This window comes from Chryseobacterium manosquense (genome assembly GCF_014623485.1).
GTDB classification, from domain to species: domain Bacteria; phylum Bacteroidota; class Bacteroidia; order Flavobacteriales; family Weeksellaceae; genus Kaistella; species Kaistella haifensis.
The window spans coordinates 1,872,359-1,895,952 of record NZ_CP060203.1; the positions used below are offsets into that span (position 1 = coordinate 1,872,359).

Annotated in this window: 21 protein-coding genes and 1 riboswitch; of the genes, 8 read left to right on the plus strand and 13 right to left on the minus strand. The window is 36.4% G+C overall.

The window, feature by feature from the left end:
* The first annotated feature begins 158 nt into the window (after nucleotides 1–158).
* Together H0S70_RS09060 and H0S70_RS09065 are read left to right on the plus strand one after the other, a co-directional pair.
* Nucleotides 159–1,328 (plus strand): hypothetical protein, encoded by a 1,170-nt coding sequence (locus H0S70_RS09060; RefSeq protein ID WP_188320572.1) that lies wholly within the window; start codon nucleotides 159–161, stop codon nucleotides 1,326–1,328.
* 70 nt (nucleotides 1,329–1,398) lie between these two features.
* Nucleotides 1,399–1,893 carry a hypothetical protein gene (locus H0S70_RS09065; protein WP_228406694.1) on the plus strand — a complete coding sequence of 165 codons (495 nt, stop codon included), beginning with the start codon at nucleotides 1,399–1,401 and terminating at the stop codon, nucleotides 1,891–1,893.
* On the opposite strand, the gene H0S70_RS09070 is transcribed toward H0S70_RS09065, so the two are convergent.
* The 4 genes from H0S70_RS09070 to H0S70_RS09085 form a co-directional block, all read right to left on the minus strand.
* Nucleotides 1,830–2,417: a 5-formyltetrahydrofolate cyclo-ligase gene (locus H0S70_RS09070; protein ID WP_188320573.1), complete on the minus strand. Its 588-nt coding sequence runs from the start codon at nucleotides 2,415–2,417 to the stop codon at nucleotides 1,830–1,832. The two genes, H0S70_RS09065 and H0S70_RS09070, sit on opposite strands and share 64 nt — an antisense overlap.
* A 5-nt stretch (nucleotides 2,418–2,422) precedes the next feature.
* Entirely contained in the window at nucleotides 2,423–3,775 is a 1,353-nt protein-coding gene (gene trhO, locus H0S70_RS09075; RefSeq protein ID WP_188320574.1) for an oxygen-dependent tRNA uridine(34) hydroxylase TrhO, read from the minus strand.
* A 92-nt stretch (nucleotides 3,776–3,867) separates the two neighbouring features.
* The gene (locus H0S70_RS09080; protein ID WP_188320575.1) at nucleotides 3,868–5,031 is read right to left on the minus strand and encodes a GlmU family protein; all 1,164 of its coding nucleotides are present in this window, start codon (nucleotides 5,029–5,031) and stop codon (nucleotides 3,868–3,870) included.
* A 109-nt stretch (nucleotides 5,032–5,140) separates the two neighbouring features.
* Nucleotides 5,141–5,392 carry a type B 50S ribosomal protein L31 gene (locus H0S70_RS09085; RefSeq protein ID WP_055041739.1) on the minus strand — a complete coding sequence of 84 codons (252 nt, stop codon included), beginning with the start codon at nucleotides 5,390–5,392 and terminating at the stop codon, nucleotides 5,141–5,143.
* Between the two features lie 183 nt (nucleotides 5,393–5,575).
* On the opposite strand from H0S70_RS09085, the gene H0S70_RS09090 reads away from it, so the two are divergent.
* From H0S70_RS09090 to H0S70_RS09105, 4 genes are read left to right on the plus strand one after another with little or no spacing between them, the layout of a single operon-like run.
* A complete protein-coding gene (locus H0S70_RS09090; RefSeq protein WP_188320576.1) occupies nucleotides 5,576–6,958 on the plus strand; it encodes a hypothetical protein in 1,383 nt (460 codons plus the stop codon).
* A 5-nt stretch (nucleotides 6,959–6,963) separates the two neighbouring features.
* Entirely contained in the window at nucleotides 6,964–7,290 is a 327-nt protein-coding gene (locus H0S70_RS09095; protein ID WP_123249003.1) for a nucleotide pyrophosphohydrolase, read from the plus strand.
* 15 nt (nucleotides 7,291–7,305) lie between these two features.
* Nucleotides 7,306–8,547, plus strand: a complete 1,242-nt coding sequence (locus H0S70_RS09100) for a 3-phosphoshikimate 1-carboxyvinyltransferase (protein ID WP_188320577.1) — start codon at nucleotides 7,306–7,308, stop codon at nucleotides 8,545–8,547.
* Nucleotides 8,548–8,550: 3 nt separating this feature from the next.
* Complete coding sequence (locus tag H0S70_RS09105) at nucleotides 8,551–9,339, plus strand: SDR family oxidoreductase (protein WP_188320578.1); 789 nt, start codon at nucleotides 8,551–8,553, stop codon at nucleotides 9,337–9,339.
* A 34-nt stretch (nucleotides 9,340–9,373) separates the two neighbouring features.
* On the opposite strand, the gene metF is transcribed toward H0S70_RS09105, so the two are convergent.
* The 7 genes from metF to H0S70_RS09140 all read right to left on the minus strand — a co-directional run bounded on the left by metF (nucleotide 9,374) and on the right by H0S70_RS09140 (nucleotide 19,015).
* On the minus strand, nucleotides 9,374–10,330 hold the full coding sequence (metF, locus tag H0S70_RS09110) for a methylenetetrahydrofolate reductase [NAD(P)H] (RefSeq protein ID WP_123249006.1): 957 nt from the start codon (nucleotides 10,328–10,330) through the stop codon (nucleotides 9,374–9,376).
* Between the two features lie 59 nt (nucleotides 10,331–10,389).
* Nucleotides 10,390–13,050 (minus strand): methionine synthase, encoded by a 2,661-nt coding sequence (metH, locus tag H0S70_RS09115; RefSeq protein ID WP_188320579.1) that lies wholly within the window; start codon nucleotides 13,048–13,050, stop codon nucleotides 10,390–10,392.
* A 28-nt stretch (nucleotides 13,051–13,078) separates the two neighbouring features.
* Nucleotides 13,079–14,176 (minus strand): fatty acid desaturase family protein, encoded by a 1,098-nt coding sequence (locus H0S70_RS09120; protein ID WP_123249008.1) that lies wholly within the window; start codon nucleotides 14,174–14,176, stop codon nucleotides 13,079–13,081.
* A 59-nt stretch (nucleotides 14,177–14,235) separates the two neighbouring features.
* Nucleotides 14,236–15,249, minus strand: a complete 1,014-nt coding sequence (locus H0S70_RS09125; protein ID WP_123248879.1) for a homocysteine S-methyltransferase family protein — start codon at nucleotides 15,247–15,249, stop codon at nucleotides 14,236–14,238.
* Nucleotides 15,250–15,335: 86 nt separating this feature from the next.
* Complete coding sequence (locus tag H0S70_RS09130; protein ID WP_123248875.1) at nucleotides 15,336–16,514, minus strand: trans-sulfuration enzyme family protein; 1,179 nt, start codon at nucleotides 16,512–16,514, stop codon at nucleotides 15,336–15,338.
* Between the two features lie 16 nt (nucleotides 16,515–16,530).
* Nucleotides 16,531–18,069, minus strand: coding sequence for an ACT domain-containing protein (locus H0S70_RS09135; RefSeq protein ID WP_188320580.1), 1,539 nt, complete (start codon nucleotides 18,067–18,069; stop codon nucleotides 16,531–16,533).
* 4 nt (nucleotides 18,070–18,073) lie between these two features.
* The gene (locus H0S70_RS09140) at nucleotides 18,074–19,015 is read right to left on the minus strand and encodes an alpha/beta fold hydrolase (protein WP_188320581.1); all 942 of its coding nucleotides are present in this window, start codon (nucleotides 19,013–19,015) and stop codon (nucleotides 18,074–18,076) included.
* A gap of 53 nt (nucleotides 19,016–19,068) precedes the next feature.
* A riboswitch (SAM riboswitch) is annotated at nucleotides 19,069–19,173 on the minus strand.
* A gap of 100 nt (nucleotides 19,174–19,273) precedes the next feature.
* On the opposite strand from H0S70_RS09140, the gene H0S70_RS09145 reads away from it, so the two are divergent.
* Nucleotides 19,274–21,901 (plus strand): MGH1-like glycoside hydrolase domain-containing protein, encoded by a 2,628-nt coding sequence (locus H0S70_RS09145; RefSeq protein ID WP_188320582.1) that lies wholly within the window; start codon nucleotides 19,274–19,276, stop codon nucleotides 21,899–21,901.
* Nucleotides 21,902–21,905: 4 nt separating this feature from the next.
* Here H0S70_RS09145 and H0S70_RS09150 read toward each other — a convergent pair whose 3' ends face one another.
* Nucleotides 21,906–22,328, minus strand: coding sequence for an OsmC family protein (locus tag H0S70_RS09150; protein WP_123248871.1), 423 nt, complete (start codon nucleotides 22,326–22,328; stop codon nucleotides 21,906–21,908).
* 125 nt (nucleotides 22,329–22,453) lie between these two features.
* Between H0S70_RS09150 and H0S70_RS09155 the strand changes: the two genes are divergently transcribed.
* Nucleotides 22,454–22,744 (plus strand): GNAT family N-acetyltransferase, encoded by a 291-nt coding sequence (locus H0S70_RS09155; protein WP_031502119.1) that lies wholly within the window; start codon nucleotides 22,454–22,456, stop codon nucleotides 22,742–22,744.
* Between the two features lie 45 nt (nucleotides 22,745–22,789).
* Here H0S70_RS09155 and H0S70_RS09160 read toward each other — a convergent pair whose 3' ends face one another.
* Entirely contained in the window at nucleotides 22,790–23,530 is a 741-nt protein-coding gene (locus tag H0S70_RS09160) for a YebC/PmpR family DNA-binding transcriptional regulator (protein WP_188320583.1), read from the minus strand.
* Nucleotides 23,531–23,594: the final 64 nt, after the last annotated feature.

The following is a 23,594-nucleotide window of genomic DNA, read 5'->3' on the forward strand; positions in this document are numbered from 1 at the left end:
GTTATTTTAAAATTTCGTTGTTCTCGTTTATCATTTTGAACAGGACAAAGGTATAGTGAGAATTAAATTTGTGTTAGAAAATTAATTGTAATATATTTGTAAAACGGTTTTACAAAAAACCATTGTTGAAAATCAATAGATTACGTAAAAATTTGCAATTGAGCGATTTAGATTTACTACACTTTGAACAGCTAAAAACGGAGGTTCAAAACCAATATTTAGCAGATCACACCCCTTCTTTCGATGATATTTCGAAATGGAAAGGGATAGACATTATATATTTCCAGGAAGATCTTCGAAAAAAGGCAAAAGGAAACATTAGTGAAAAATCTTTTTATACCTACTTTAAAAATTCCCCAGTTACTAAACTTCCGAGAATCGACATGCTGAACATTCTCTCTGTTTATGCGGGTTACATGTCTTGGTATGATTTCAAAAAGAACCATCTTTTTGCAGATGAAATCTTGAAAGAAAATGAACAATTCATCCAATCAAAAGCAGAAGAAGCCGAAAAAAGCGAAAAAGCACCTCAGATTTCGGCGATTGATGAAAAAGTAGAAGAAACTCCATCTATTACACTCGAAAATGCAGCAATTTCAGTAAGTGAAAATCACGTTTTACAAAAAACAATAGCTGACAATGAATCAGTTAAAGAAAACAAGGCTAATTTAGAAACTTACGATACCGAAGAAAAAAATTCGACTTATTCTCTTGTAAAAAAATATTTATGGTTAGGAATTTCTGCCGTTCTTGCTGTTTTAGTTGGACTTTTGGGTTTCAAAGATGAATTGTTCAGTAAAAAATACTACTATAGCTTCATTGATGCTGACCGAAACTCAAAAATCAATGCAGAATTGCAAGTACAGATCTTAAAAGAGAATGAATCTCCAATTTTATACGTTGCCAAACCCAATGAGCCGTTTGTCTATACAACAAAATCCAAATCATTAACCATGGTCGTTTCCTCTCCATACTATAAAACAGACACGATTCAAAGAAATTTAGAAACTGCTCCAGAAGCTGAAAACATCGAGTTGAAACCAAATGATTATGCGATCATGCTCTTTTATTATTCCAAGTCTTTAAAAGATTTAAAGAAAAAGAGAGAGAGTCTCAATTATTTAATCAGTGACAACGCGTTGATTTACCAAGTTTTTGATAATCAATTTTATGGAGTAGAAACCATGGATAAGCAGCGCTATATCAATCTCGTCACTTTACCTTCTACTTCGCTTGAAAACCTAGATGTAATTGATACTCAAGCGGATAAATCTGGAAAAATTGTAATGATTAAATTTAAAATCGATACCGATGAAGAAAAAAATTAACCTTTTGCTGATTATTTTCACTCTCTTATTTGTATTTTCTTGCAAAAAAGAAAGCACTGAAATTTCAGATTTGGAAAAAATAAGAAACAATAATAACAAAGTCTCCTATCCGGTAACAAAAATGGATAGCGCACAGGCGATTTCATTTATTACGAAACAAAAAATCCAGGAATTATTGGACCTTTCTACATTATATACTTCCGGAAACCGGGATACAGAAATCGATTCCGTTATTTATGCGCAAATGCAAAGTTATTTTACTGAAAACGATTCGAATAAGCTAAAACCTATTCTTAAACACCTTGATAGTTTCAAAGTAAAAACAGCAAAGGTTGGAAATATCTTTGTACAAAAGCACATTAAAGGCAAAGATACTTTAGATTTCGCAAAATTCGATGTGGAATATTTCGACGAAAAGGATAAGCTTATTGGAAAATTTGAGAAAAACGCACAATATATCCTTAAACCCGCTCCGGTGAAATTTAAAAAAGAATTTAAATTCTACTTCGTTGATTTTGACTTGCCGTCACCAAAGGACAGCACTGCAGTCGGTGTAACCAAATAATCTAAAGGAATATCTCCCTCCCAAACATCATCGACAATTTCATCAGGATTAAAAAAATTAACACCGATTTTTCGAGCATTTGAATTTATTTTTTCGAAAAGAGAATCATAAAAACCTTTGCCATAACCCACTCTATTTCCTTGATTATCACAATACAATAATGGAGTAATCACAAAATCAAAATCTTTCTCGCCAGAATCTTGGTTGCTTTGCGGTTCCGGAATTCCCCAATGATTTTTTATAAAATTGGTTTTAGCATTAATTTCAACAGAAATCAACTTTTCATCAACAATTTTTGGAACGAAAACTCTAATGTTTCTTTTTAGCAGTTCGTCAATAAATCGCTGTGTATCAAATTCTTTCTTAATCGAAATCGGCAAAAAACAATGAACTTTTTGATTTTCACTAAAGGTGAAAAACTGAAAAATATTATTAAAAATACGTTCAGAAAGCAACAAAACCTCATCCTGAGATAAGGTTTCACGTTTTTCAGTGTATTTTTTTCTGATCTCTTTTTTTGTCATTTCATTTAAGACAAAACTTTAAATAATTTGTCTGATAAGCGAATTCTAAACGGAATCGTGAAAGTGATTTGATCACCTTTTTTAGCAGATTGACTAGGTGCTCCGTTCACGAAAATTTCGGTAATTGTCAACTCTTTTTCTCCTGTAGTCGGACCAGAAATAAGAACCTTATCTCCTACCGACAGTTCATTTTCCAATAAAAACTGTGCAATTTTCGATTTGGAGTAATAATGCTCCGCCTTTCCAATCAATGTTTTTTTAATGGCAATTTTTTGCTGAATATTTTTGGTTTCCACTTTCGCCAAGGGCTTGTGTGGTAATTCTCCGGATTTTTTGAATTTTAACGCTTCCGATTTTCCTTTTTTGAAAATTTTGTTTCCAACCTGTAAACCTTTTCTCAATTTAGCTTGTTCTTCCAAAGGTAAATGAATAATCTCTAAACACTCTGTCGAACAGCAGTTTTCCATTGCAGCTTTACATTCATCACATTGAATGAATAATAAATGACAAGCATCATTATAACAATTGGTGTGGTTATCACAAGGCTTTCCACATTGGTGACACTGCGAAACGATATCATCGGTAATTCTTTCACCTAAACGGTGATCAAAAACGAAATTTTTCCCAATAAACTTGCTTTCAATGTTTTCTTCTTTGATTTGACGGGCATATTCGATAATACCTCCTTCCAACTGGAAAACATTTTTAAAACCTTGATGTTTGAAATAAGCACTCGCTTTTTCGCATCGGATTCCGCCGGTACAATACATCAATAGGTTTTTATCCTCCTTAAATTCCTGAAGTTGTTCATTGATGATTGGTAAACTTTCTCTAAAAGTTTCTACATCCGGAGTTATTGCACCTTGAAAATGACCTACCTCACTTTCGTAATGATTTCTAAAATCAACTACAATGGTATTTGGATCTTCAAGCAAAGTATTGAATTCGCGAGCTTTCAGATGGACTCCTTTATTGGTAACATCGAAGGTTTCATCATTTAAACCATCGGCAACAATTTTATTTCTAACTTTTATGGTAAGTTTTAAAAATGAATGATTGTCTTGTTCTACAGCAACATTTAAGCGGATACCTTTCATGAAATCATAAACCTCCAATGTATCACGGAAATCATCAAAATTATCCGCAGGAACACTCATCTGAGCATTAATTCCTTCGTGAGCGACATAAATTCGGCCCAAAGCATCGAGTGCATTCCAGGCTATAAATAATTCGTCGCGAAATTGTTTTGGATTTTCGATTTTGGCGTACGCATAGAAAGACAAAGTAAGTCGTTGCTTACCGGCTTCATCAATAAGTTGAGCTCTTTCTTCTGCGCTTAAAGTGTTGTACAGTTGCATGCTATAAACGTTTTAAGTGAGAATAATAATGTTGCAAAGATAGGAATTCCAAAGTTAGGGCGAAAATGAAATTCTTATCATGTTTTAATATTTTAAAATTCGCTGTAAATATATTTTAAGATATTGCGATCCAGATCGGTGAAAGTTACTTTTCGTCTAGCCATCGCCAATTCGGCAACTTCGTATGCTTTTTCTAATTTAAATTTTTCATCGCCTTTCATTCCTCCCCAAGAAAAGTTTTCGATCAGGTTCGGCGGAAATCCGCTTTTGAAAATATTAGCGGCAACACCAACGACAGTTCCTGTATTAAACTGAGTATTGATGGCAGTTTTGGAATGATCACCCATAATGAGTCCTGCAAATTGCAACCCTGTATTTACAAACCTTTTTGCTCGGTAATTCCAAAGTTTTACTTCAGCGTAATTATTTTTTAAATTGGAGGAATTCGTATCTGCACCCAAATTACACCATTCACCAATGACTGAATTACCTACAAAACCATCGTGGCCTTTATTGGAATATCCGAAAATCACGATGTTATTCACTTCGCCCCCTACTTTACAATGAGGACCGATGGTTGTAGCACCATAAATTTTCGCACCTAAATTAAATTTGGAATCATCGCAAAGCGCGATTGGACCTCGCAGATTACAACCTTCCATCACTTCGGCATTTTTGCCAATATAAATTTTTCCGGTTTTGGTATTTAAAGTTGAAAATTCAACATTGGCTCCTTTTTCAATGAACAAATCGTTAGCATCACCTAGAAAACCATTGGTAGCGGAAAGTTCCTCTGAAACTCTACCTTTCGTCAGCAACTCAAAATCGAAATCTATGGCCTTTTCATTGAATGAAAATAAATCCGTTGGCTGCTTGAACATGAGAACACCTTCATGGATATCTGTCATCTTCTCGATTTGATTTAAAGAAAATTTTTCCATATTGATTCTTGCTACCAATAATTCGTTTTCATAAACCAAAGCTTCACCCAATTTTAAATCTTTAATCTGCTGCAAAACTTCATCACTTGGAAGAAAATTGGATACAATGAATAAACTTTCTGTTGCTTCGGGCTTCTTGAATTTATCTTGCAAATAATCTTCAGTAATATAGGAAACCTCATCGATCTGTAATAATTTCTGCCACCTTTCTGCAAAAGTGAGGATTCCGCAACGCATTTCTGCAACAGGTCTTGTGAAAGTAAGCGGTAAAAAATCTTCCCAAAATTGGGCGTCGGAAAAAGCAACTTGGGCCATTTAGTAACAAAATTTTTAATGAAACGATTAAACAATAAAGTCCAAAATTACAACAAAAAAAGCCTTTCAGAAACCTGAAAGACTTTAATATTGGTAAAAACCTCTAAAATTATTTAGAGAATTTTTTGTATTTGTTCATAAATTTATCAACTCTACCAGCAGTGTCAACCAATTTCACTTTACCCGTGTAAAAAGGGTGAGAAGTTGAAGAGATTTCCATCTTGATTAATGGGTAAGTTTCTCCTTCATATTCAATGGTATCTTTGGTATCTGCAGTAGATTTGCAAAGAAACATCTCGTCGTTACTCATGTCTTTGAAAACAACAAGTCTATAATTTTCCGGGTGGATTCCGTTTTTCATAATAAAAATTTTAATAAATTAAAGTTTTGCTTCAGAAGTAGTAATGGATATTCCTCTGCTAATTTTTAGACCGCAAAAGTACAATTAATTTTTTAATCTGCAAATACTCAGTTTGATAATTTTTAAATTTTTAGGTTCAACTATTTTAATTAAATTTGAAAACTATATCTATTTCCCAATTCAATGAATAAATTAAAATTTATATTCGCAATCTCTTTCTGGTTTCTTTTAACAGCTGTTGCTTGTAACAGGGACGATATCAGCTTTGAAAGTCCTTCGCAATTGCTTCGATTTTCTGCCGATACCGTTTTTTGCGATACCGTTTATAACCAAGTTCGATCCGAAACTTATGCTGTAAAAATTTACAATACCGAAGATAAAGATGTTATGATTCCTAAAATTTCCTTGGAAAACGGCCCTTCTTCTTTATATAGAATCAATGTTGACGGAAAAGCGGGAACCGATTTCACGAATGTTCCACTTAGAAAAAACGACAGTCTTTATATATTTGTTGAAATTGCACCTGTAGCAAATTCTCCAGAAGCGATTGCCGAAGACCGAATTAATTTCCAAACTCCTGCCGGAAACCAACACGTTACTTTATTTTCTGTAGTTCAAGATGCGGAATTTTTCATCCAAACGGATAGCAACCCGAATGTTTTAGCAGAAAACACAAGCTGGACGAACGAAAAAGCGAAAATTATTTTCGGCAATCTTACTCTCGAAGCAGGGAAAATATTGAATATTCAGAAAGGAACCAAAGTATATTTTCACAAAAATAGTGGTTTGAAAATCTCTAAAAATGCCACACTAAATGTTGCGGGAGATTTAAATGAAGAAGTAACTTTCCGAGGAGATAGAAACGACGCTAGATACGATACCATCCCTAAAAACTGGAACGGAATTTCTTTTGATACCGGAGCCAAATTGGAAATGAATTATGCTAAAGTTTTCGGCGGAACCCGTGGTTTGGAAATGACAGAAACTCAGGCAAATATAAAAAATACAATCATTCATACTCATCAGGAATATGGAATTTTCGCAGTGAATTCTACGATCAATGCATCGAATTTGGTGATGAACAATTGCGGAGAAGCTGATTTGGGGATTTTCAAAGGTGGAAATTACAATATCGCACATTCGACCTTGGCAAATTACTGGGATTTCAATTCCGCGTTGCCAGGATTAGGAATTTACGCAACCAACGAGTACCAGAATGGAACGGCTTTAGAAAACGGACCTTTAACCTTAAAAATCAACAATTCCATCATTTACGGAAATGCTGAAAACATGGTGGAATTGAAACAAACTTCCGGGCAAACTTTCACTACAGAATTCAATTATTCTTTATTAAAATATGGTACAAATGCAAATTATGCGACATCAAATTCCATTAAAAATGAAGATCCTAAATTCGTGAATTACTTTACTCAAAAATTAAATTTAAGAGTAAAAGACGATTCCCCAGCGAAAGGCAAAGGAAACCAAGGAGTAGCAGCGATGTTCCCGGTGGATATTGTGAAAAACTCTAGAACATCTTCCCCAACCATAGGCGCTTATCAATAAAAATTATGGAAATTACCAAGCTCCAAAAAGAAGTCGATGATTGGATGAAAACCATCGGTGTTCGCTATTTCAACGAGCTCACCAATATGGCGATGCTTACGGAAGAAGTTGGCGAAGTTGCCAGAATTATCGCAAGAAGATACGGTGAACAAAGCGAAAAAGAAAGCGACAAGACCAAAGATTTGGGAGAAGAACTTGCCGATGTTTTATTTGTAACTTTATGTTTGGCCAATCAAACCGGAACGGATTTGCAAACCGCTTTTGATAAAAAAATGAAAGTAAAAACAGAAAGAGACGCCGCTCGTCATCAAAATAACCAAAAACTGAAATAACCATTCACTTTCAAAATGCTATTAAAAAAATCTGAATTAATAGGAAACCAAACGATAGAAATCAGCGGTTCGAAAAGTATTTCGAATCGCTTGTTAATTCTGCATCAACTCTTCAACAATATCGAAATCAAAAATCTGTCAAATTCTCAAGATACTCAATTGCTTGAAAAAGCGTTGAATAGCAATTCGGAAATCATCGACATTCATCATGCCGGAACTGCAATGCGGTTTCTGGCTTCATATTTTTCCATTCAGGAAGGAAAAACGGTTGTTTTAACCGGTTCTGAAAGAATGAAACAAAGACCAATCAAATTTTTGGTGGATGCTTTAAGAGAATTAGGAGCAGAAATTTCTTACCTTGAAAAAGAAGGTTTTCCTCCATTAAAAATAACAGGAAAAAAAATAGAGAAAAATACGGTGACGATTTCTGCCAATATTTCAAGCCAGTTTATTTCTTCATTAATGCTAATCGGCGCAAAGTTGGAAAATGGTTTAGAAATAATTTTAGAAGGAAAAGTTACTTCCAAACCTTACTTGGAGATGACCTTAAAAATTCTCCGAACAGTAGGAATTGCAAATCATTGGGACGGAAATACCATCAAAATTGAACCAATTGAATCGGATAATCACGCCGAAAAACATCTGCAAAACATCCCTTTTATCGTGGAAAGCGATTGGAGTTCGGCCTCTTATTTCTATTCTTTGGCAGCCATTTCTAGAGAAACAATTAATTTAAAAAGCTTCAAACCTTATTCACTTCAGGGCGATTCGGCATTAAGAGAAATTTATTGGGACTTTTTCGGGGTGAATACGATTTCTGAAGGTGCTGAAGCGAAAATTTCCCTGCTTCCGGAACATTATTTCAATTTCCCCGAAAAGATTGTTTTAAATATGAATGATTGTCCGGATATCGCGCAAACGCTTTGTGTAACGGCAACCGCTCTGAAAATTCCGTTTGAAATTACGGGCTTGGAAACATTGAAAGTAAAAGAAACCGATCGACTTTTGGCTCTAAAAAATGAACTATTTAAAATAGGTTGTATTTCTGAAATCACCGACGATTCTATTGTTTCTGTTAAATTTTTTGAACCGAACGAGAATATTTCCATCGCAACCTACAACGATCACAGGATGGCAATGAGTTTTGCGCCGTACTGTTTGGTTAAAGAAATCAACATTGAAAATGAAGACGTTGTAGAAAAATCTTATCCCGATTTTTGGACAGATTTGAAAAAAATTATTGAAACAAAAGCATAAAAAATGACGATTATCATCACAGGAACTTCCACAGGAATTGGTTTTGCTTTGGCTGAATATTTTGGTAAGAAAGGACATCAGGTTTACGGACTGAGCAGAAAAAATACCGAATCTGAGTTTTTCAAAACAATTCCGACCGATATTACCGATCATTCACAAATTGAAAATGCAATTTATGAAATTTTAAAAGCAGAAAAAAGAATCGACCTTCTCATCAATAATGCCGGAATGGGAATGGTAGGTGCTGTGGAGGATTCTACACAAGAGGAAATTCTGAAATTATTCAACCTCAATTTGGTAGGTGCAGTGCAAATGATGACTGGAGTTTTACCCAAAATGCGTGAACAAAAATCAGGAAAAATCATTAATATCTCGAGTATTGGATCAGAAATGGGCTTGCCTTTCCGTGGATTTTATTCGGCTTCAAAATCAGCTTTGGATAAAGTAACAGAAGCGATTCGCTATGAAGTTTCGCCTTGGAAAATTGAAGTTTGTACGCTTCATTTAGGCGACATTAAAACAAAAATTGCCGAAAATCGAGTAAAAACGGAAGTTTCCGAACCTTATAAAAAAACTTTTGAGAAAGTATATGCTTTGATGAATTCCCACGTGGATGACGGCAGTGAACCTGTTGAAGTTGCAGAATATATCGAGAAACTTCTGGGAAAAAAAACGTGGAAAGCACATTACTATTTCGGAAAATTTGGACAAAAAATCGGAGTTCCTCTAAAGTGGATTTTGCCGCAGAATTTCTATGAAAACCTCATGAAAAAGTATAATAAAATGGATTGATGTAGCATCAATCCATTTATCTTATCGCATAAAATTAAAATATTTCCTTTGCTATTTTCTTGATATTGTCACTTTTTCCCATCGAATAGAAATGCAAAACGGGAACTCCAAAATCCATTAATTCCCTACATTGAGCAATCGCCCATTCGATGCCGATTTGTTTTACCGCTGTATTATCTTTTGCTTTTTCAACTTCAGAAATCAAATCTTCGGGCAAATCGATTTTGAAAACTTTCGGTAGCATTTGCAGGTGACCTTTTGTAGCAATCGGCTTAATCCCAGGAATTATTGGAACATTAATCCCAATTTCCCTTGCCTGTTTTACAAAATCAATGAATTTTTTGTTGTCGAAAAACATTTGGGTGACAATGTAATCTGCTCCTGCATCTACTTTTTGTTTCAGCCATTTTAGATCATAATTCATGGAAGGCGCTTCCATGTGTTTTTCTGGATAACCGGCGACTCCGATACAGAATTTATTTTCCTCAGCGGATATTTTCTCGTCGTGAAGGTATTTTCCGCGTCCCAAATCATTCATCTGATGCACCAAATCCATCGCGTTTCTATGCCCACCGACGGTAGGAACAAAATGCTGTTCACCTTTCATCGCATCACCACGCAAAGCCATCACATTATCTATACCGAGGTACATACAATCTACCAAAAGATATTCGGTTTCTTCCTGAGAAAATCCACCACATAAAACATGCGGAACGGTATCAACATTATATTTATGCTGAATTGCGGCGCAAATTCCCAAAGTTCCGGGCCGCATTCTGGTGATTCTTCTTTCCATCAAACCATTTCCTTTGTCCAGATAAATATATTCTTCCCTGGACGTTGTCACATCAATAAAAGGTGGTTTAAATTCCATCAATGGATCGATGTTTTTATACAAATCTTCAATTCCGATACCTTTTTGTGGAGGAACTACTTCTAAAGAAAACAAAGTTTTTCCGTTGGCATTTTTTATATGGTCTGTAATTTTCATTTTTTATTTAAAGTTTTCTAACTTTTATCATTTAAACTGATGCACTTTTTTCTTTTACTTTAATCTGCCAAGTTGGGCGCTAACCATTTTCTCGCGAATTCCAAATCGACTCCTTTTCTTTCGGCATAATCCTTCAATTGATCTTCGGAGATTTTACCCACTCCGAAATATTTAGATTGCGAATTGGCAAAGTAATATCCGGAAACAGCTGCTGTTGGGAACATTGCCAAACTTTCCGTTAATTCTAATCCGATATTTTCTTTCACTTTCAGCAAATCCCAAATCGTGTTCTTTTCCAGGTGATCCGGACAAGCAGGATATCCTGGAGCAGGACGAATTCCTAAATATTTCTCGGCGATTAAATCTTCATTTTCCAAATTTTCATTTTCTGCATAACCCCAAAACTCGGTTCTTACTTTATGATGCAAAAACTCCGCAAATGCTTCTGCGAGACGATCTGCCAAAGCTTTTACCATAATCGCATTATAATCATCGCCATCGTCATAGTATTTTTGTGCTAATTCTTCTGTACCGAATCCTGTCGTGACCGCAAAAGCTCCGATATAATCGGTCTTTCCTGAAGATTTCGGTGCAATAAAATCACTTAAAGCAAAATATTCTTTACCATCCGATTTTTTGTGTTGCTGACGAAGCGTGTGGAAAGTTGCCAAATGATTACCGAGTTCGTCTTTCACTTCAACATCATCGTTTTCAGTAGCATTTGCAGGGAAAATCCCAAAGATTCCTTTAGCGGTAAATAGCTTTTCATCAATAATTTTACGGAGTAAGACTTTAGCATCTTTAAATAATTCTGTGGCTTGTACTCCTACAATTTCATCGGTTAAAATCTCCGGATATTTTCCGTGTAAATCCCAACTTCTGAAAAAAGGTGACCAATCTATAAAATCGAGCAACTCGCTTAAATCTTGATTTTCTATCATGTGAATTCCCAAAAAATTAGGTCGAAGGATTTTTCGATTTTCCCAATCAATTTTAAATTTTTGTTGTCGGGCTTCTTCAATGGAGATGTATTCTTTTTCTATTTGTCGGTTCAAGAATTTCTGACGAAAATCTTCATAATCGCTTTTCAAATCAGCTTTATAGCGTTCACTGTTTTGATCTAAAAGTTGCGACACCACGCCAACCGCTCTGGAAGCATCATTCACATGCACCACCGGTTGACCGTATTTAGGGAAAATTTTCACTGCAGTGTGGGCTTTTGAAGTTGTTGCGCCACCAATCATTAATGGAAAATGCAGGTTTTTTCTTTGCAATTCATCAGCTACGTGAACCATTTCATCTAAACTCGGCGTAATTAATCCACTCAGACCAATTACATCTACATTATGGTCGATCGCTGCCTGAATAATTTTATCCGCTGGAACCATTACTCCGAGATCGATAATTTCATAATTATTGCAACCTAAAACCACGCTCACAATATTTTTGCCGATATCGTGAACATCGCCTTTTACTGTTGCCATTAAGATTTTTCCGTTGGGTTTTTGCTTTTCATCCTTTTCCGCTTCAATGAAAGGTTGCAGATAAGCAACGGCTTTTTTCATCACTCTCGCAGATTTTACCACTTGTGGCAGGAACATTTTTCCGCTTCCGAAAAGATCGCCTACAACGCCCATTCCAGTCATTAAATTGGTTTCAATAACATCCAAAGGTCTATCGGATAATTTTCGTGCTTCTTCCACATCTTCAATGATGAATCGGTCGATTCCTTTCACCAAAGCGTGGGTAATTCTTTCTTGCAAGCTGAGTTTTCGCCATTCCAATTCTTCTACAAACTCTTTTTTAATGGATTTTACCCTTTCGGAATATTCCAGAAGTCGTTCTGTGGCGTCATCTCTTCGATCAAGCATTACATCTTCCACCAATTCTAGCAATTCTTTCGGGATTTCATCATAAACTTCCAACATCGTTGGATTTACAATTCCCATATTCATCCCGGCTTTGATGGCGTGATAAAGAAAAACAGAATGCATCGCTTCCCGAACATTATCGTTTCCTCGGAAAGAAAATGAGACATTGGAAACTCCTCCACTCACCGAAACATTCGGGAGATTTTCCCGAACCCATTTTGTTGCTTCAATGAAATCTAGGGCATTTCGGCGATGTTCTTCCATTCCTGTAGCAACGGGAAAAATATTGAGGTCGAAAATAACATCTTCCGACGGAAAACCGATTTCGTTGACCAAAATATCATAAGATCTTTTGCAAATTTCAATTCTTCTGTCGTAATTATCCGCTTGTCCTTCTTCATCAAAAGCCATTACAATAACCGCAGCGCCGTACCTTTTTATTTTTTTTGCCTGATTTTTAAATTCCTCTTCACCGCCTTTTAAACTGATCGAATTTACCACGCATTTCCCTTGCACAACCTGCAATCCTGCTTCTAAAATTTCCCATTTTGAGGAATCGATCATCATCGGAATTCGTGCAATATCGGGTTCGGAAGCGATGAGATTGAGGAATTTTACCATGCAGTATTTCCCATCGAGAAGTCCGTCGTCAAAGTTGACATCGAGAATCTGTGCGCCGCCTTCCACCTGATCTCTCGCAATATTGAGCGCTTCAGAAAATTTTTCTTCTTTAATTAGGCGCAGAAATTTTTTGGATCCTGCGACATTGGTTCTTTCACCAACATTGATAAAATTGGATTCCGGAGTGATGACTAATGGTTCAAGTCCGGAAAGTTTTAGATATTTCATTAAAAAATTTAGAGGAAAAAATCCCTTTTTACATAGTTTCTTCCATCACGTCGCCGATGGAAGTGGCGTTGGTTTTTAGCAGATCGTAATGCTTTCGCAGTGCTGTAAAGAGCGGAAACTGCTTGTACCTGAAGTTATTTTCGGCCGCAAATTTCTTAATCTCGTCCGTTACTTCATGTGCATATTCATAGCTGATGTTGGGGAATAGGTGATGGGCTACATGGTAATTGAAATTTCCCAGGACAAAACGGATAAACGTATTATTTTCGGTAAGATCGTTGGTGACTTCAAACTGATGCCTCAGCCAGCTATAAGGCAGATTACCGGCCTCATCCAGTTTTGGGAATTCGTTATCCGAAAGCGCATGCAGCGGAAGAAGCACAAAAAGTGCAAACGTACTCGCTATAAGAATCTGCAGAAACCAGGCTCCTAAAGCCAAGTTCCAGGCAACTTCAAAAAATAAAACCGGTACTGCAATCTGATAGAAAAAGTAAAAAACCTTGAAGGCAACCATCTTTACTTTTTCTTTCGCCGGAATTTTTGCTCCCGTTTTCTGGATTACCCGGTTCGGGTCGAAAAAATCTCGAAAATCCCTGATAAACATCCAGTTGAAAAGGTAAAGCGGATATACCAAAAAGAAAAAAAGGTGTTGGTATTTCTGTACGCCTTTCGGTTTTGCATGCGGGTAAATCAGAATCGGGCCGCTCTGCTCGATGTCCGTATCCCAACCGTCTACGTTTGGATAAGCATGATGGCTCACAATATGCCGGCGTTCCCAAATATAGCTGTTAGCACCAATTAAGTCAAAAATTTTCAGAACAGCTCGGTTCAGTTTTTTATTTTTAAAAATATTGTTATGTGCGGCTTCGTGAATTAAATTCAGGTAAATAAGCACCAGCACAATTGCCATGAAAACATAGCAGCCGATATAGACGGCAGCATTATTCCCATTGAAAAGCGCAACGGCGTAACTGCCGAAATACAGAAGAGGCAACAGCACAGATTTCACAACAATCAGACGGTCGCGGTTCCCGGGGATTTCTGCCACGCGTGCGTTCACGCGGGTGCGAAGCTCGCTGAAAAGCTTTGCATCGTCCTGATTTTTATAGTATGAAGGTTTTTTCATTTCAAAAAGTTTTCATTACAAAAAACCAAAGAAAAAAGGAAAATTCAAAATTCTGCCTGTTAAATTACTGTTTCTTTTAACTTTCTTGGTTCATAATCTTTTACCAAATCCGCTATCGCTTTGATATGCGGCGGCGTGGTTCCGCAGCAGCCGCCAACAATATTGATGAGCCTTTTTTCGGCATATTCTCTTATCTGTTCAGCCATAAATTCCGGCGATTCATCATATTTTCCGAAGGCGTTTGGCAATCCAGCATTTGGATACGCAGAGATGTAAAAATCAGAATTATGGGAAAGCGTTTCCAGATAAGGTGTGAGTTGTTTTGCACCCAAAGCGCAATTGAACCCAACACTCAGGAGATTCAAATGTGAAACTGAAATGAGAAATGCTTCGGCGGTTTGCCCACTCAAGGTTCTTCCGGAAGCATCCGTAATTGTACCGGAAACCATAATCGGAATTTGAATGTTCCTTTCTTCCTGGATTTCATCAATGGCAAAAAGTGCAGCTTTGGCATTCAATGTATCAAAAATTGTTTCTACCAGAAGAATATCCGAACCGCCATCTAAAAGCGCTTCTGCTTGTTGTTTATAAGCAATTCTCAATTCATCAAACGTGATTGCTCTATAACCGGGATCATTCACATCGGGACTCAAACTTGCAGTTTTGTTGGTTGGACCAATGGAACCCGCAACAAATCTAGGTTTATCCGGATTTTTTGTGGTGAATTCATCGCAGACTTTTCTGGCAATTTTAGCGCTTTCGAAATTGAGTTCGTAAGCCAACTCTTCCATGTGATAATCGGCCATGGCTATGGTTGTGGCGGAAAAAGTATTGGTTTCAATAATATCGGCTCCGGCATCCAAATATTTTCGATGAACTTCCTCAATCGCTTGTGGTTGCGTGAGCGAAAGCAAATCGTTGTTTCCTTTTAATGGATGTTCCCAATTTTTGAATCTTTCACCACGATAATCTTCTTCTTCAAATTTGTAGCGCTGAAGCATCGTTCCCATTGCTCCGTCGAGAACTAAAATTCTTTCGGATAAAGCTTTATATAATTGTTCTGAATTTTTCATTTTATGCGTTTTGGCTAAAGCCAATTGTGATTTTTGATTTTAATAAAACGGGCTAAAGCCCGCCCCTATTGATTAATTAATTCTGATTAATCCAAAGCTTGTTTTAAATCATAAATAATATCCTCCACATTTTCTAAACCTACTGAGCAACGCACCAAACCTGCTGTAATTCCAACCTCGTTTCTTTCCTCATCAGATAATTTTGAATGCGTTGTAGAGGCAGGATGCGTGACAATCGTTCTTGTATCTCCCAAATTGGCGGAAAGAGAAGCCATTTTGATTTTGTTCAGAAAATTTCTTCCACCTTCGATTCCTCCTTTTATTTCGAAAGCGACGATATTTCCGCCCAATTTCATCTGTTTTTTTGCAATTTCGTAACTCGGATGTGATTTCAGAAAGGGATATTTCACGAATTCTACATTGGGATGAGAATCCAAACATTCGGCAACTTTCAAAGCGTTTTCGCAATGTTTTTCAACACGAACGGCCAAAGTTTCCAGACTTTTACTCAAAATCCACGCATTGAAAGGCGAAAGCGAAGGTCCGGTTAAACGGGAAAACGAATAAATTTCCTGAATTAAATCTTTTCTACCAACTGCAACTCCGCCCAAAACACGACCTTGACCATCAATTAATTTTGTCGCGGAATGCACCACAACATCGGCTCCATATTTTATCGGCTGCTGCAAATAAGGTGTTGCAAAGCAATTATCTACGATGAAAATCAGGTTGTGTTTCTTGGCCAAATTTCCATAAAATTCTAAATCTAAAATCTCAATCGCAGGATTGGTTGGCGTTTCGAGATAGAGAATTTTGGTATTGGGTTGAATTAAACTTTCAACATCAGCGGAATTTTCGGCTTTAAAATAAGTATAATCAATATTCCATTTTGGAAAATATTTGGTAAACAGGGCGTGAGTTGCACCAAAAACCGACTGACAACTCAAAACGTGGTCTCCAGAATTCAGCAAAGCCATGAAAGTAGAATAAATCGAAGCCATTCCTGTTGCGAAAGCGTAACCTGCTTCTGCACCTTCCATTTTTACAATTTTTTCGATGAATTCGTTTGTATTCGGGTTGCTGTAACGGCTGTAGAGATTTTTCTCTTTTTCTTCCGCAAAACTTGCGCGCATGTCTTCGGCATCCTCAAACACAAAACTCGAGGTGAGATACAACGGAGTAGAATGTTCATCAAAGTGTGATCTTTGCGACTGTGTTCTGATCGCAAATGTTTCGAAATTATTGGTTTGATTATCTTGGTTCATCGTATTTAATTATAGATTATTTGTTTTCAGAAAGTCTTAAAATATCACCAAAAACGCCTCTCGCAGTAACTTTAGCACCGGCACCGGCTCCCATGATTACGATTGGATTTTCGCCGTAACTTTCGGTGTAAATTTCAAAAATAGAATCGGAGCCTTTCAGTTGCCCGAGTGCGGAGCTGACCCGAACGGATACCAATTTTACTTCCAACTCGCCTTTTTCTTTTTGTAAATCGCCGTGTAAATCGCCCACAAAACGCAATACATGATTTTCCGCTTGTTGATTTTTAATTTTTTCGAAAACCTCATCTAATTCGCTCAACTTCTCCACAAACTCCTGACTGCCGCATTTCTGTAGGTTTTCTGGGACTAAATTTTCAACATTTATATCAGAAAATTCATTAATCAAATCGAGTTCACGGGCAAGAATCAATAGTTTTCTGGCAACATCATTTCCGGACAAATCCTCGCGCGGATCGGGTTCGGTAAATCCTTTTTCCATTGCTTCTTTCAAAATGGTTGAAAATTTCTCATCGCGCACTGAGAAATTATTGAAAATGTAGCTTAACGAACCGGAGAAAACACCTTTAATTCTTGTAATATTTTCGCCAGACAGGTGTAAAAGTTTAATAGTATCAATAAGTGGCAAACCTGCGCCAACATTGGTTTCGTACAAATACTTTTTATTTTTTTTTTCTAAAATACTTCGGAAATTTCGATATTCAGAAATGGGAAGCGTGTTGAATATTTTGTTGGAAGAAACCAAATCGAAACCATTTTCAGCCAAAACAGGATAGTTTTTCACGAAATCTTTACTCGCAGTATTATCAACGACAATAAGATTTTCCAGCTGATTTTCATGAGAAAACGCTATTAAATTATTAATATTTGATGCTTTTTCTGAAATTTGAATTTCATCATTCCAGTTATCTCCAAAACCATTTTTATTGAAAGCGATTTTTCTGGAGTTGGCTATAGCAATGATTTTCAGATCGATTTTTTTTCGATTTCGGATTTCTTCTGAACTTTCCAGAACCTGATTAATTAAGGTTTTTCCAACATTCCCGTGACCGATTATTGCAAGGTGTACCGTTTTAGGTTTTGAAAAAATTTCTGCTTCAATGATATTTTTCGCCTTTTCATCTTGGGAAGAAGTAACTACAATATTAATTCGATTTTCGGCAGCAACTTGGTTCAAAATCAACGGAAAGATGTTATTGCGAGCCAATTCCGAAATTATCTTATTGAAATCATTGGCGACAAAACCAATTACGGATACATTATTAATGCTATAAATCTGGCTTACCTTTCTGGATTTTCTCTCTTTTTCAAATTCATTGATGAGACAACTTACCGCTTTTTCTGCGTCAATTTCATTAACCAAAACAGAGATTCCATTTTCGATCGCCTGTTGGGAAATCACTCCGACACTGATTCTAGCGTACGTAAGCGCTTTAAAAATTCGACCATCTACGCCAACTTCTCCTAAGAAATTTTCGCCTTCAAACTTTATAATTGCACGGTTTTTTAAAACTTTTATTTCGTTTTTCTTTATCATTTTATTATAATATTTTTTCTAAAATTTTATTTAGTTGTTCATATTCCATCAAAAAGGCATCGTGGCCATGAATGGATTTTATTTCGTGATAGAAAGTGCTTGCCTTTGTTTTATGAAGAACCTCAAAACATTTTTTCATTTCTGAAGCTGGGAAAAACAAGTCGGAATCTACCGAAACCAGATGCAATTCAGCTTTGATGTTTTTTAATTGTTCAGCATCTGCATTGATGGTCATTAGAAGCTGGTTCATCAAGCGATATGATTTTAAAGTAAATCGTTGCGCTAAATTTTCTCCATGGAAAACAAGCCAATCATGAGATTTTCTTATTTGTTGAGTTTCATCCCATTCATTACCGAATCTTAGGTTTACAGATTCTGGTGTACGGTAACACAACATCGCGTGCATTCGGGCTTTTTCCAGTGGTTGTTCATTTGTATTGAGTAAAAATTGCTGAACCAAACATTGTGAATAGAGCCAATCGGAAGTTTTGAAATCGCAAGCAATCGGAACAAATCTTTCAGCCATATCTTTCTTAATGGCGAGCATTTCCCAGCCAATTGCACCTCCTAAAGATCCACCAATCATGGCATAAAGCGTTGTTATCTTTAATGCAGATAACCCTTCCAGGAAAATTTTTGCAATATCTTTTGTTGTGAAATTCTCGTAATTATGAATAAAATGGCCATCAAATCCATTCCCTGGAATATTAAAACATAGAACAGTAAATCTAGTGGTGTCGACTATTTTTTGATCACCCACCAAGGTTTTCCACCAACCATTTTCCCCCGAAACGTTAGAATTCCCGGTTAATGCGTGATTGATAAGAATAATGGGAGCCGAAAAAAGTTCAGCGCCAAAAAATTGATACGAAAGATTCAGGTCAAGAATAATTTCTGACTGTAATTTAAATTGATAAAGAGTGATATGTTGTAGCGAATTTTCCAATTTTAAATAAAATAAAAATTGAAAATGCTACCAGAAAAAAGGTAAAAAAGTTTGTGTTATCTGTACCCAAATTAGGGTTAGAATGTAGCACCTTCTCCGTTTCCGAAGGGTTGCCAAGGTATCATTGAGTCTAATCTCTCCACCTTTCTTGATAACATTTTCAATATGTAAATGAACAAAATCTGAGGCAAATATAAGTATTTATTTCAATTTGGAAAAAATAATATTTTCATAATTTCGCAGCTGAAATATGATTTTATGAATGCAGAGAAAGAGAGAATGCTTGATGAGAGCTGGAAAAAATGGGGACCTTATGTTAGCAATCGCCAATGGGGAACCGTTCGCGAAGATTATAGCTCCGATGGAAATGCCTGGGATTACACCAGTTATGAAAGTGCTTTAAGCAGGGTCTATCGATGGAATGAAGACGGAATTGCTGGAATCTGTGATCATCATCAAAAACTTTGTTTTGCTTTTTCATTTTGGAATCGCAGAGATAAGATGGTCAAAGAACGCTTCTTTGGACTAAGTAATCACCAAGGAAACCACGGAGAAGACATCAAAGAAATTTTCTATTATTTGGATAATACACCAACCCATTCATACATGAAAATGGTGTATAAATATCCAATTAATGAATTCCCTTACGACCAATTGATCAACGAAAATGCACGTCGAAGCAAAAAAGAGCCTGAATTCGAAATCATTGACACGCAAATATTTAAAAATAGTGAATATTTTGATATTTTTATTGAATATGCAAAAGCTTCGCAAGATGATTTTCTGATTCGTGTAACAGCCGTTAATAGAAGCAATAAAAAAGCGCCGCTCGTTATATTGCCTACTTTATGGTTTCGCAATAATTGGAGTTGGGGATACGAACGTCCTCAGCCAAAACTAAAATCTTCGGTCAAAGGAATTATCGACATTGAACATCACAATAATTCCATGAAAAAGCTTTATGCTAAAGACAAAAATGCTACGTTCTTCTGTGACAATGAAACGAATTCACCAAAACTTTTCAACACTCCAAGTGAAAACCAATATTTCAAAGATGGAATTAATGAATATTTGGTCAATGGAAAAGAATCGGCAATAAACCCGGAAAAAACAGGAACTAAAGCAAGTTTCTATGTTGACACTGAGCTAGAAGCTGGTGAAAGTCAAAGTTTCGATTTCCGGTTATCTGCTGCCGATTTAGAAGATGCATTCTTTGATTTCGATAAGATTTTTAATTTAAGAAAAAAAGAAACCGAGGAATTCTATCACGAAATTCAACACGAAATTGAAAATGAAGAAGAGAAAAATATACAGCGACAAGCTTTTGCAGGTTTGCTTTGGAACAAACAGTTCTATCATTACGATGTATCAAAATGGCTGAAAGGCGATCCAAAATATAAAGCAAACCGTAATTTCAACAAATTCGTACGAAATACGGAGTGGGAACATATGCAAAACAAAGATATCATCTCGATGCCCGACAAATGGGAATATCCTTGGTTTGCGACTTGGGATTTGGCATTTCACTGTGTCCCATTTGCGATTTTGGATTCTGAATTTGCAAAATGCCAGTTGAAACTTTTAACCAAAGAATGGTACATCCACCCAAATGGGCAACTTCCGGCCTACGAATGGGATTTCAGCGATGTGAATCCGCCCGTTCATGCTTGGTCAACTTTTAGAGTATTTAAAATTGATGAAAAGATCAATGGAAAACCCGATATCCCTTTCTTGGAAAGTGTTTTCCAAAAACTTTTGCTGAATTTCACCTGGTGGGTGAACCGAAAAGATAAGAAGGGAAATAATGTTTTTGGTGGCGGATTTCTAGGTCTTGATAATATCGGCGCATTTGACCGAAATATGCAGTTTAAAAACGGTGATCATCTTGAGCAAGCTGACGGAACTAGTTGGATGGCGATGTTTGCACTTAATATGATGCGGATTTCTATGGAACTAGCGTTGTACAATCCTGTGTATGAAGATATGGCCATCAAATTTTTTGAACATTATTTGTACATCGCTGCAGCTATGGAGAATCTCGGTGAAACCAGAAATGGTCTTTGGAATGAAGAAGATGGATTTTTCTATGATGTGTTGCAACTAAATAATGGAGATTCTATTTCGTTGAAATTAAGAAGTATTGTAGGTTTAATTCCCATGTTTGCTGTAGAGATTATCGAACATGACATTTTGGAAAAACTACCCAACTTTACCAAAAGAATGCAATGGATTTTAAAAAACAAACCTGACCTCGCAAATCTGGTTTCTCACTGGGAGGTTGAAGGCAAAGGCGGGAAACATCTAATGAGTATTCTAAGAAAAACCCAACTCACTAGAATTCTAAATAGAATGGTGGATGAAAAAGAATTTCTTTCCGATTACGGAATCCGGTCGATGTCGAAAATCTACGAAGAAAACCCATTCAAGTTTTCTGTTGACGGACAAGATTTCACTGTAAAATACACTCCCGCAGAAAGCGATAGCCGAATGTTTGGGGGAAATAGTAATTGGCGCGGCCCGATTTGGTTTCCTATCAATTTCCTAATCGTAGAAAGTCTACAGCGTTTCCACTACTATTATGGCGACAGTATGAAAATAGAATTCCCCACCAATAGTGGGGAAATGAAAGATTTATTGCATGTTTCCGAGAATTTAAGCAAAAGATTGTACTCTATTTTTGCTAAAAACGAAAACGGCGAAAGGGCCTTTAACGGTGGAAATTATATGCTGAATCATGATGAACATTTCAAAGATTATATCATGTTTTATGAATATTTCAACGGCGATACGGGAATGGGAATAGGTGCATCACACCAAACCGGATGGACGGCGACCATCGCTAAACTCCTTCAACCAACCAATTCAGTAAAAGGTAAATTTTCTTAAAAAATTAATTCACCAGATTTCCATTTACATAAACTTCGTAGCCAATCGCTACATTAGGTTCAAGTGTTTTGGAAACCGAGCAATATTTATCAAAAGAAAGTTCAGCTGATTTTAAGGCTTTTTTAGGATCTACATTTCCCTCAAGGAAAAATTTCACTAGAATTGATTTGAATGGTTTCGCTTCATCTACTTGAACGCGCTCCCCTTCAACTTCAGCTGAAAATCCGGTAATTTCTTGCCGTTGTTTTTTTAAGATAGAAACAATGTCGATACCGCTGCAACCTGCAACTGCCATGAGGATAGATTCCATCGGAGAAACCCCTTTTGCGCCAGGTTGTGAGGTATTATCAAGCAAGATTTTGTTACCAGATTGGTTGGTACATTCAAATAAATAGTCGCCGTTGATTCTATTGAGCGTAATTTTCATTTCTAAGTATTAAATTAAGATTGGAAAGATTATTGATGTACAAATCTACAAAATCCACATTGTATTGTGAACGAAATATACCTACTAAAAAATTTCGTTATGTTTAAATTATTAAAATAAAAATTATGAAATACGAAAATCATCAAACCGGAAACGGCGGCGTAATAACCCTGAATAATGACGAGGAAGAAATTGGCAGATTAACCTACACCATTTTTCCCGATGAAAATAAACTTACCATTTCTTTTGTTTTGGTACATCCGAAATTTGAAGGCCGAGGTATGGGAAAATTTTTAGTAGAAGAGGGAATAAAATTCGCAAGAGATAACAACTGGAAAATTTATCCGCATTGTTCGTACGCAAGATCTGTAATGAACAGAATGACCGATGTAGAAGATATTTTACTGGAGCGATAAAAGAAAAACCTCAAAGCTTTCTTTGAGGTTTTCTTATGGTTTGAGTTAAATTTTTTCTAATAATTCATCGGTGATTTCCATGTTGTGATAAACATTTTGTACATCATCATCTTCCTCGAAGCGATCAAGCATTTTCATATTTGCTTTAAATTGGTCCTCGTTCACTTCTTTGGTATTATTGGCAATTCGTTGCAATTCTGCACTTTTTACTTCAATTCCAAGTTCATCTAGTTTGTGAGAAAGAGTACCAAAATCTTCGAACGCAGTTGTAATCATTACTTCTTGATCATCACTATCGATATCTTCTGCGCCACTGTCGATCATCTCCATTTCAAAATCATCCCAATCCATTTTTATGCTGGCTTTTTCGATTGAAAAAATGCCTTTTCTGTCAAAAATAAATGCAAGTTCACCGTTCTTACCTAAATTTCCGTCGAATTTATTAAAAATGGCTCTCACATTCGCGACGGTTCGGGTAGGATTATTGGTTGTACACTCCACGAAAAATGCAACCCCGCCTTGCCCATATCCTTCGTAGGTAATCTCGTCATAATGTTCAGCATCAGCTCCGGAAGCTTTTTTAATGGCTCTTTCAACGTTATCTTTTGGCATATTTGCACCCTTAGCATTCTGAATGCATCTTCTTAAGGCAGGATTAGATTCAGGATCAGAACCACCCGCTTTTACCGCAATAGCTATGTCTTTGCCAATTTTAGAAAATGTTTTGGCCATCTTATCCCATCTGGCCATTTTTGAGGCTTTTCTATATTCGAATGCGCGTCCCATGTTTCAATAAATTTTGTGTGTGCAAAAATAATGAATTTCTATCAAAAAAACGCTCTTCTTTCGA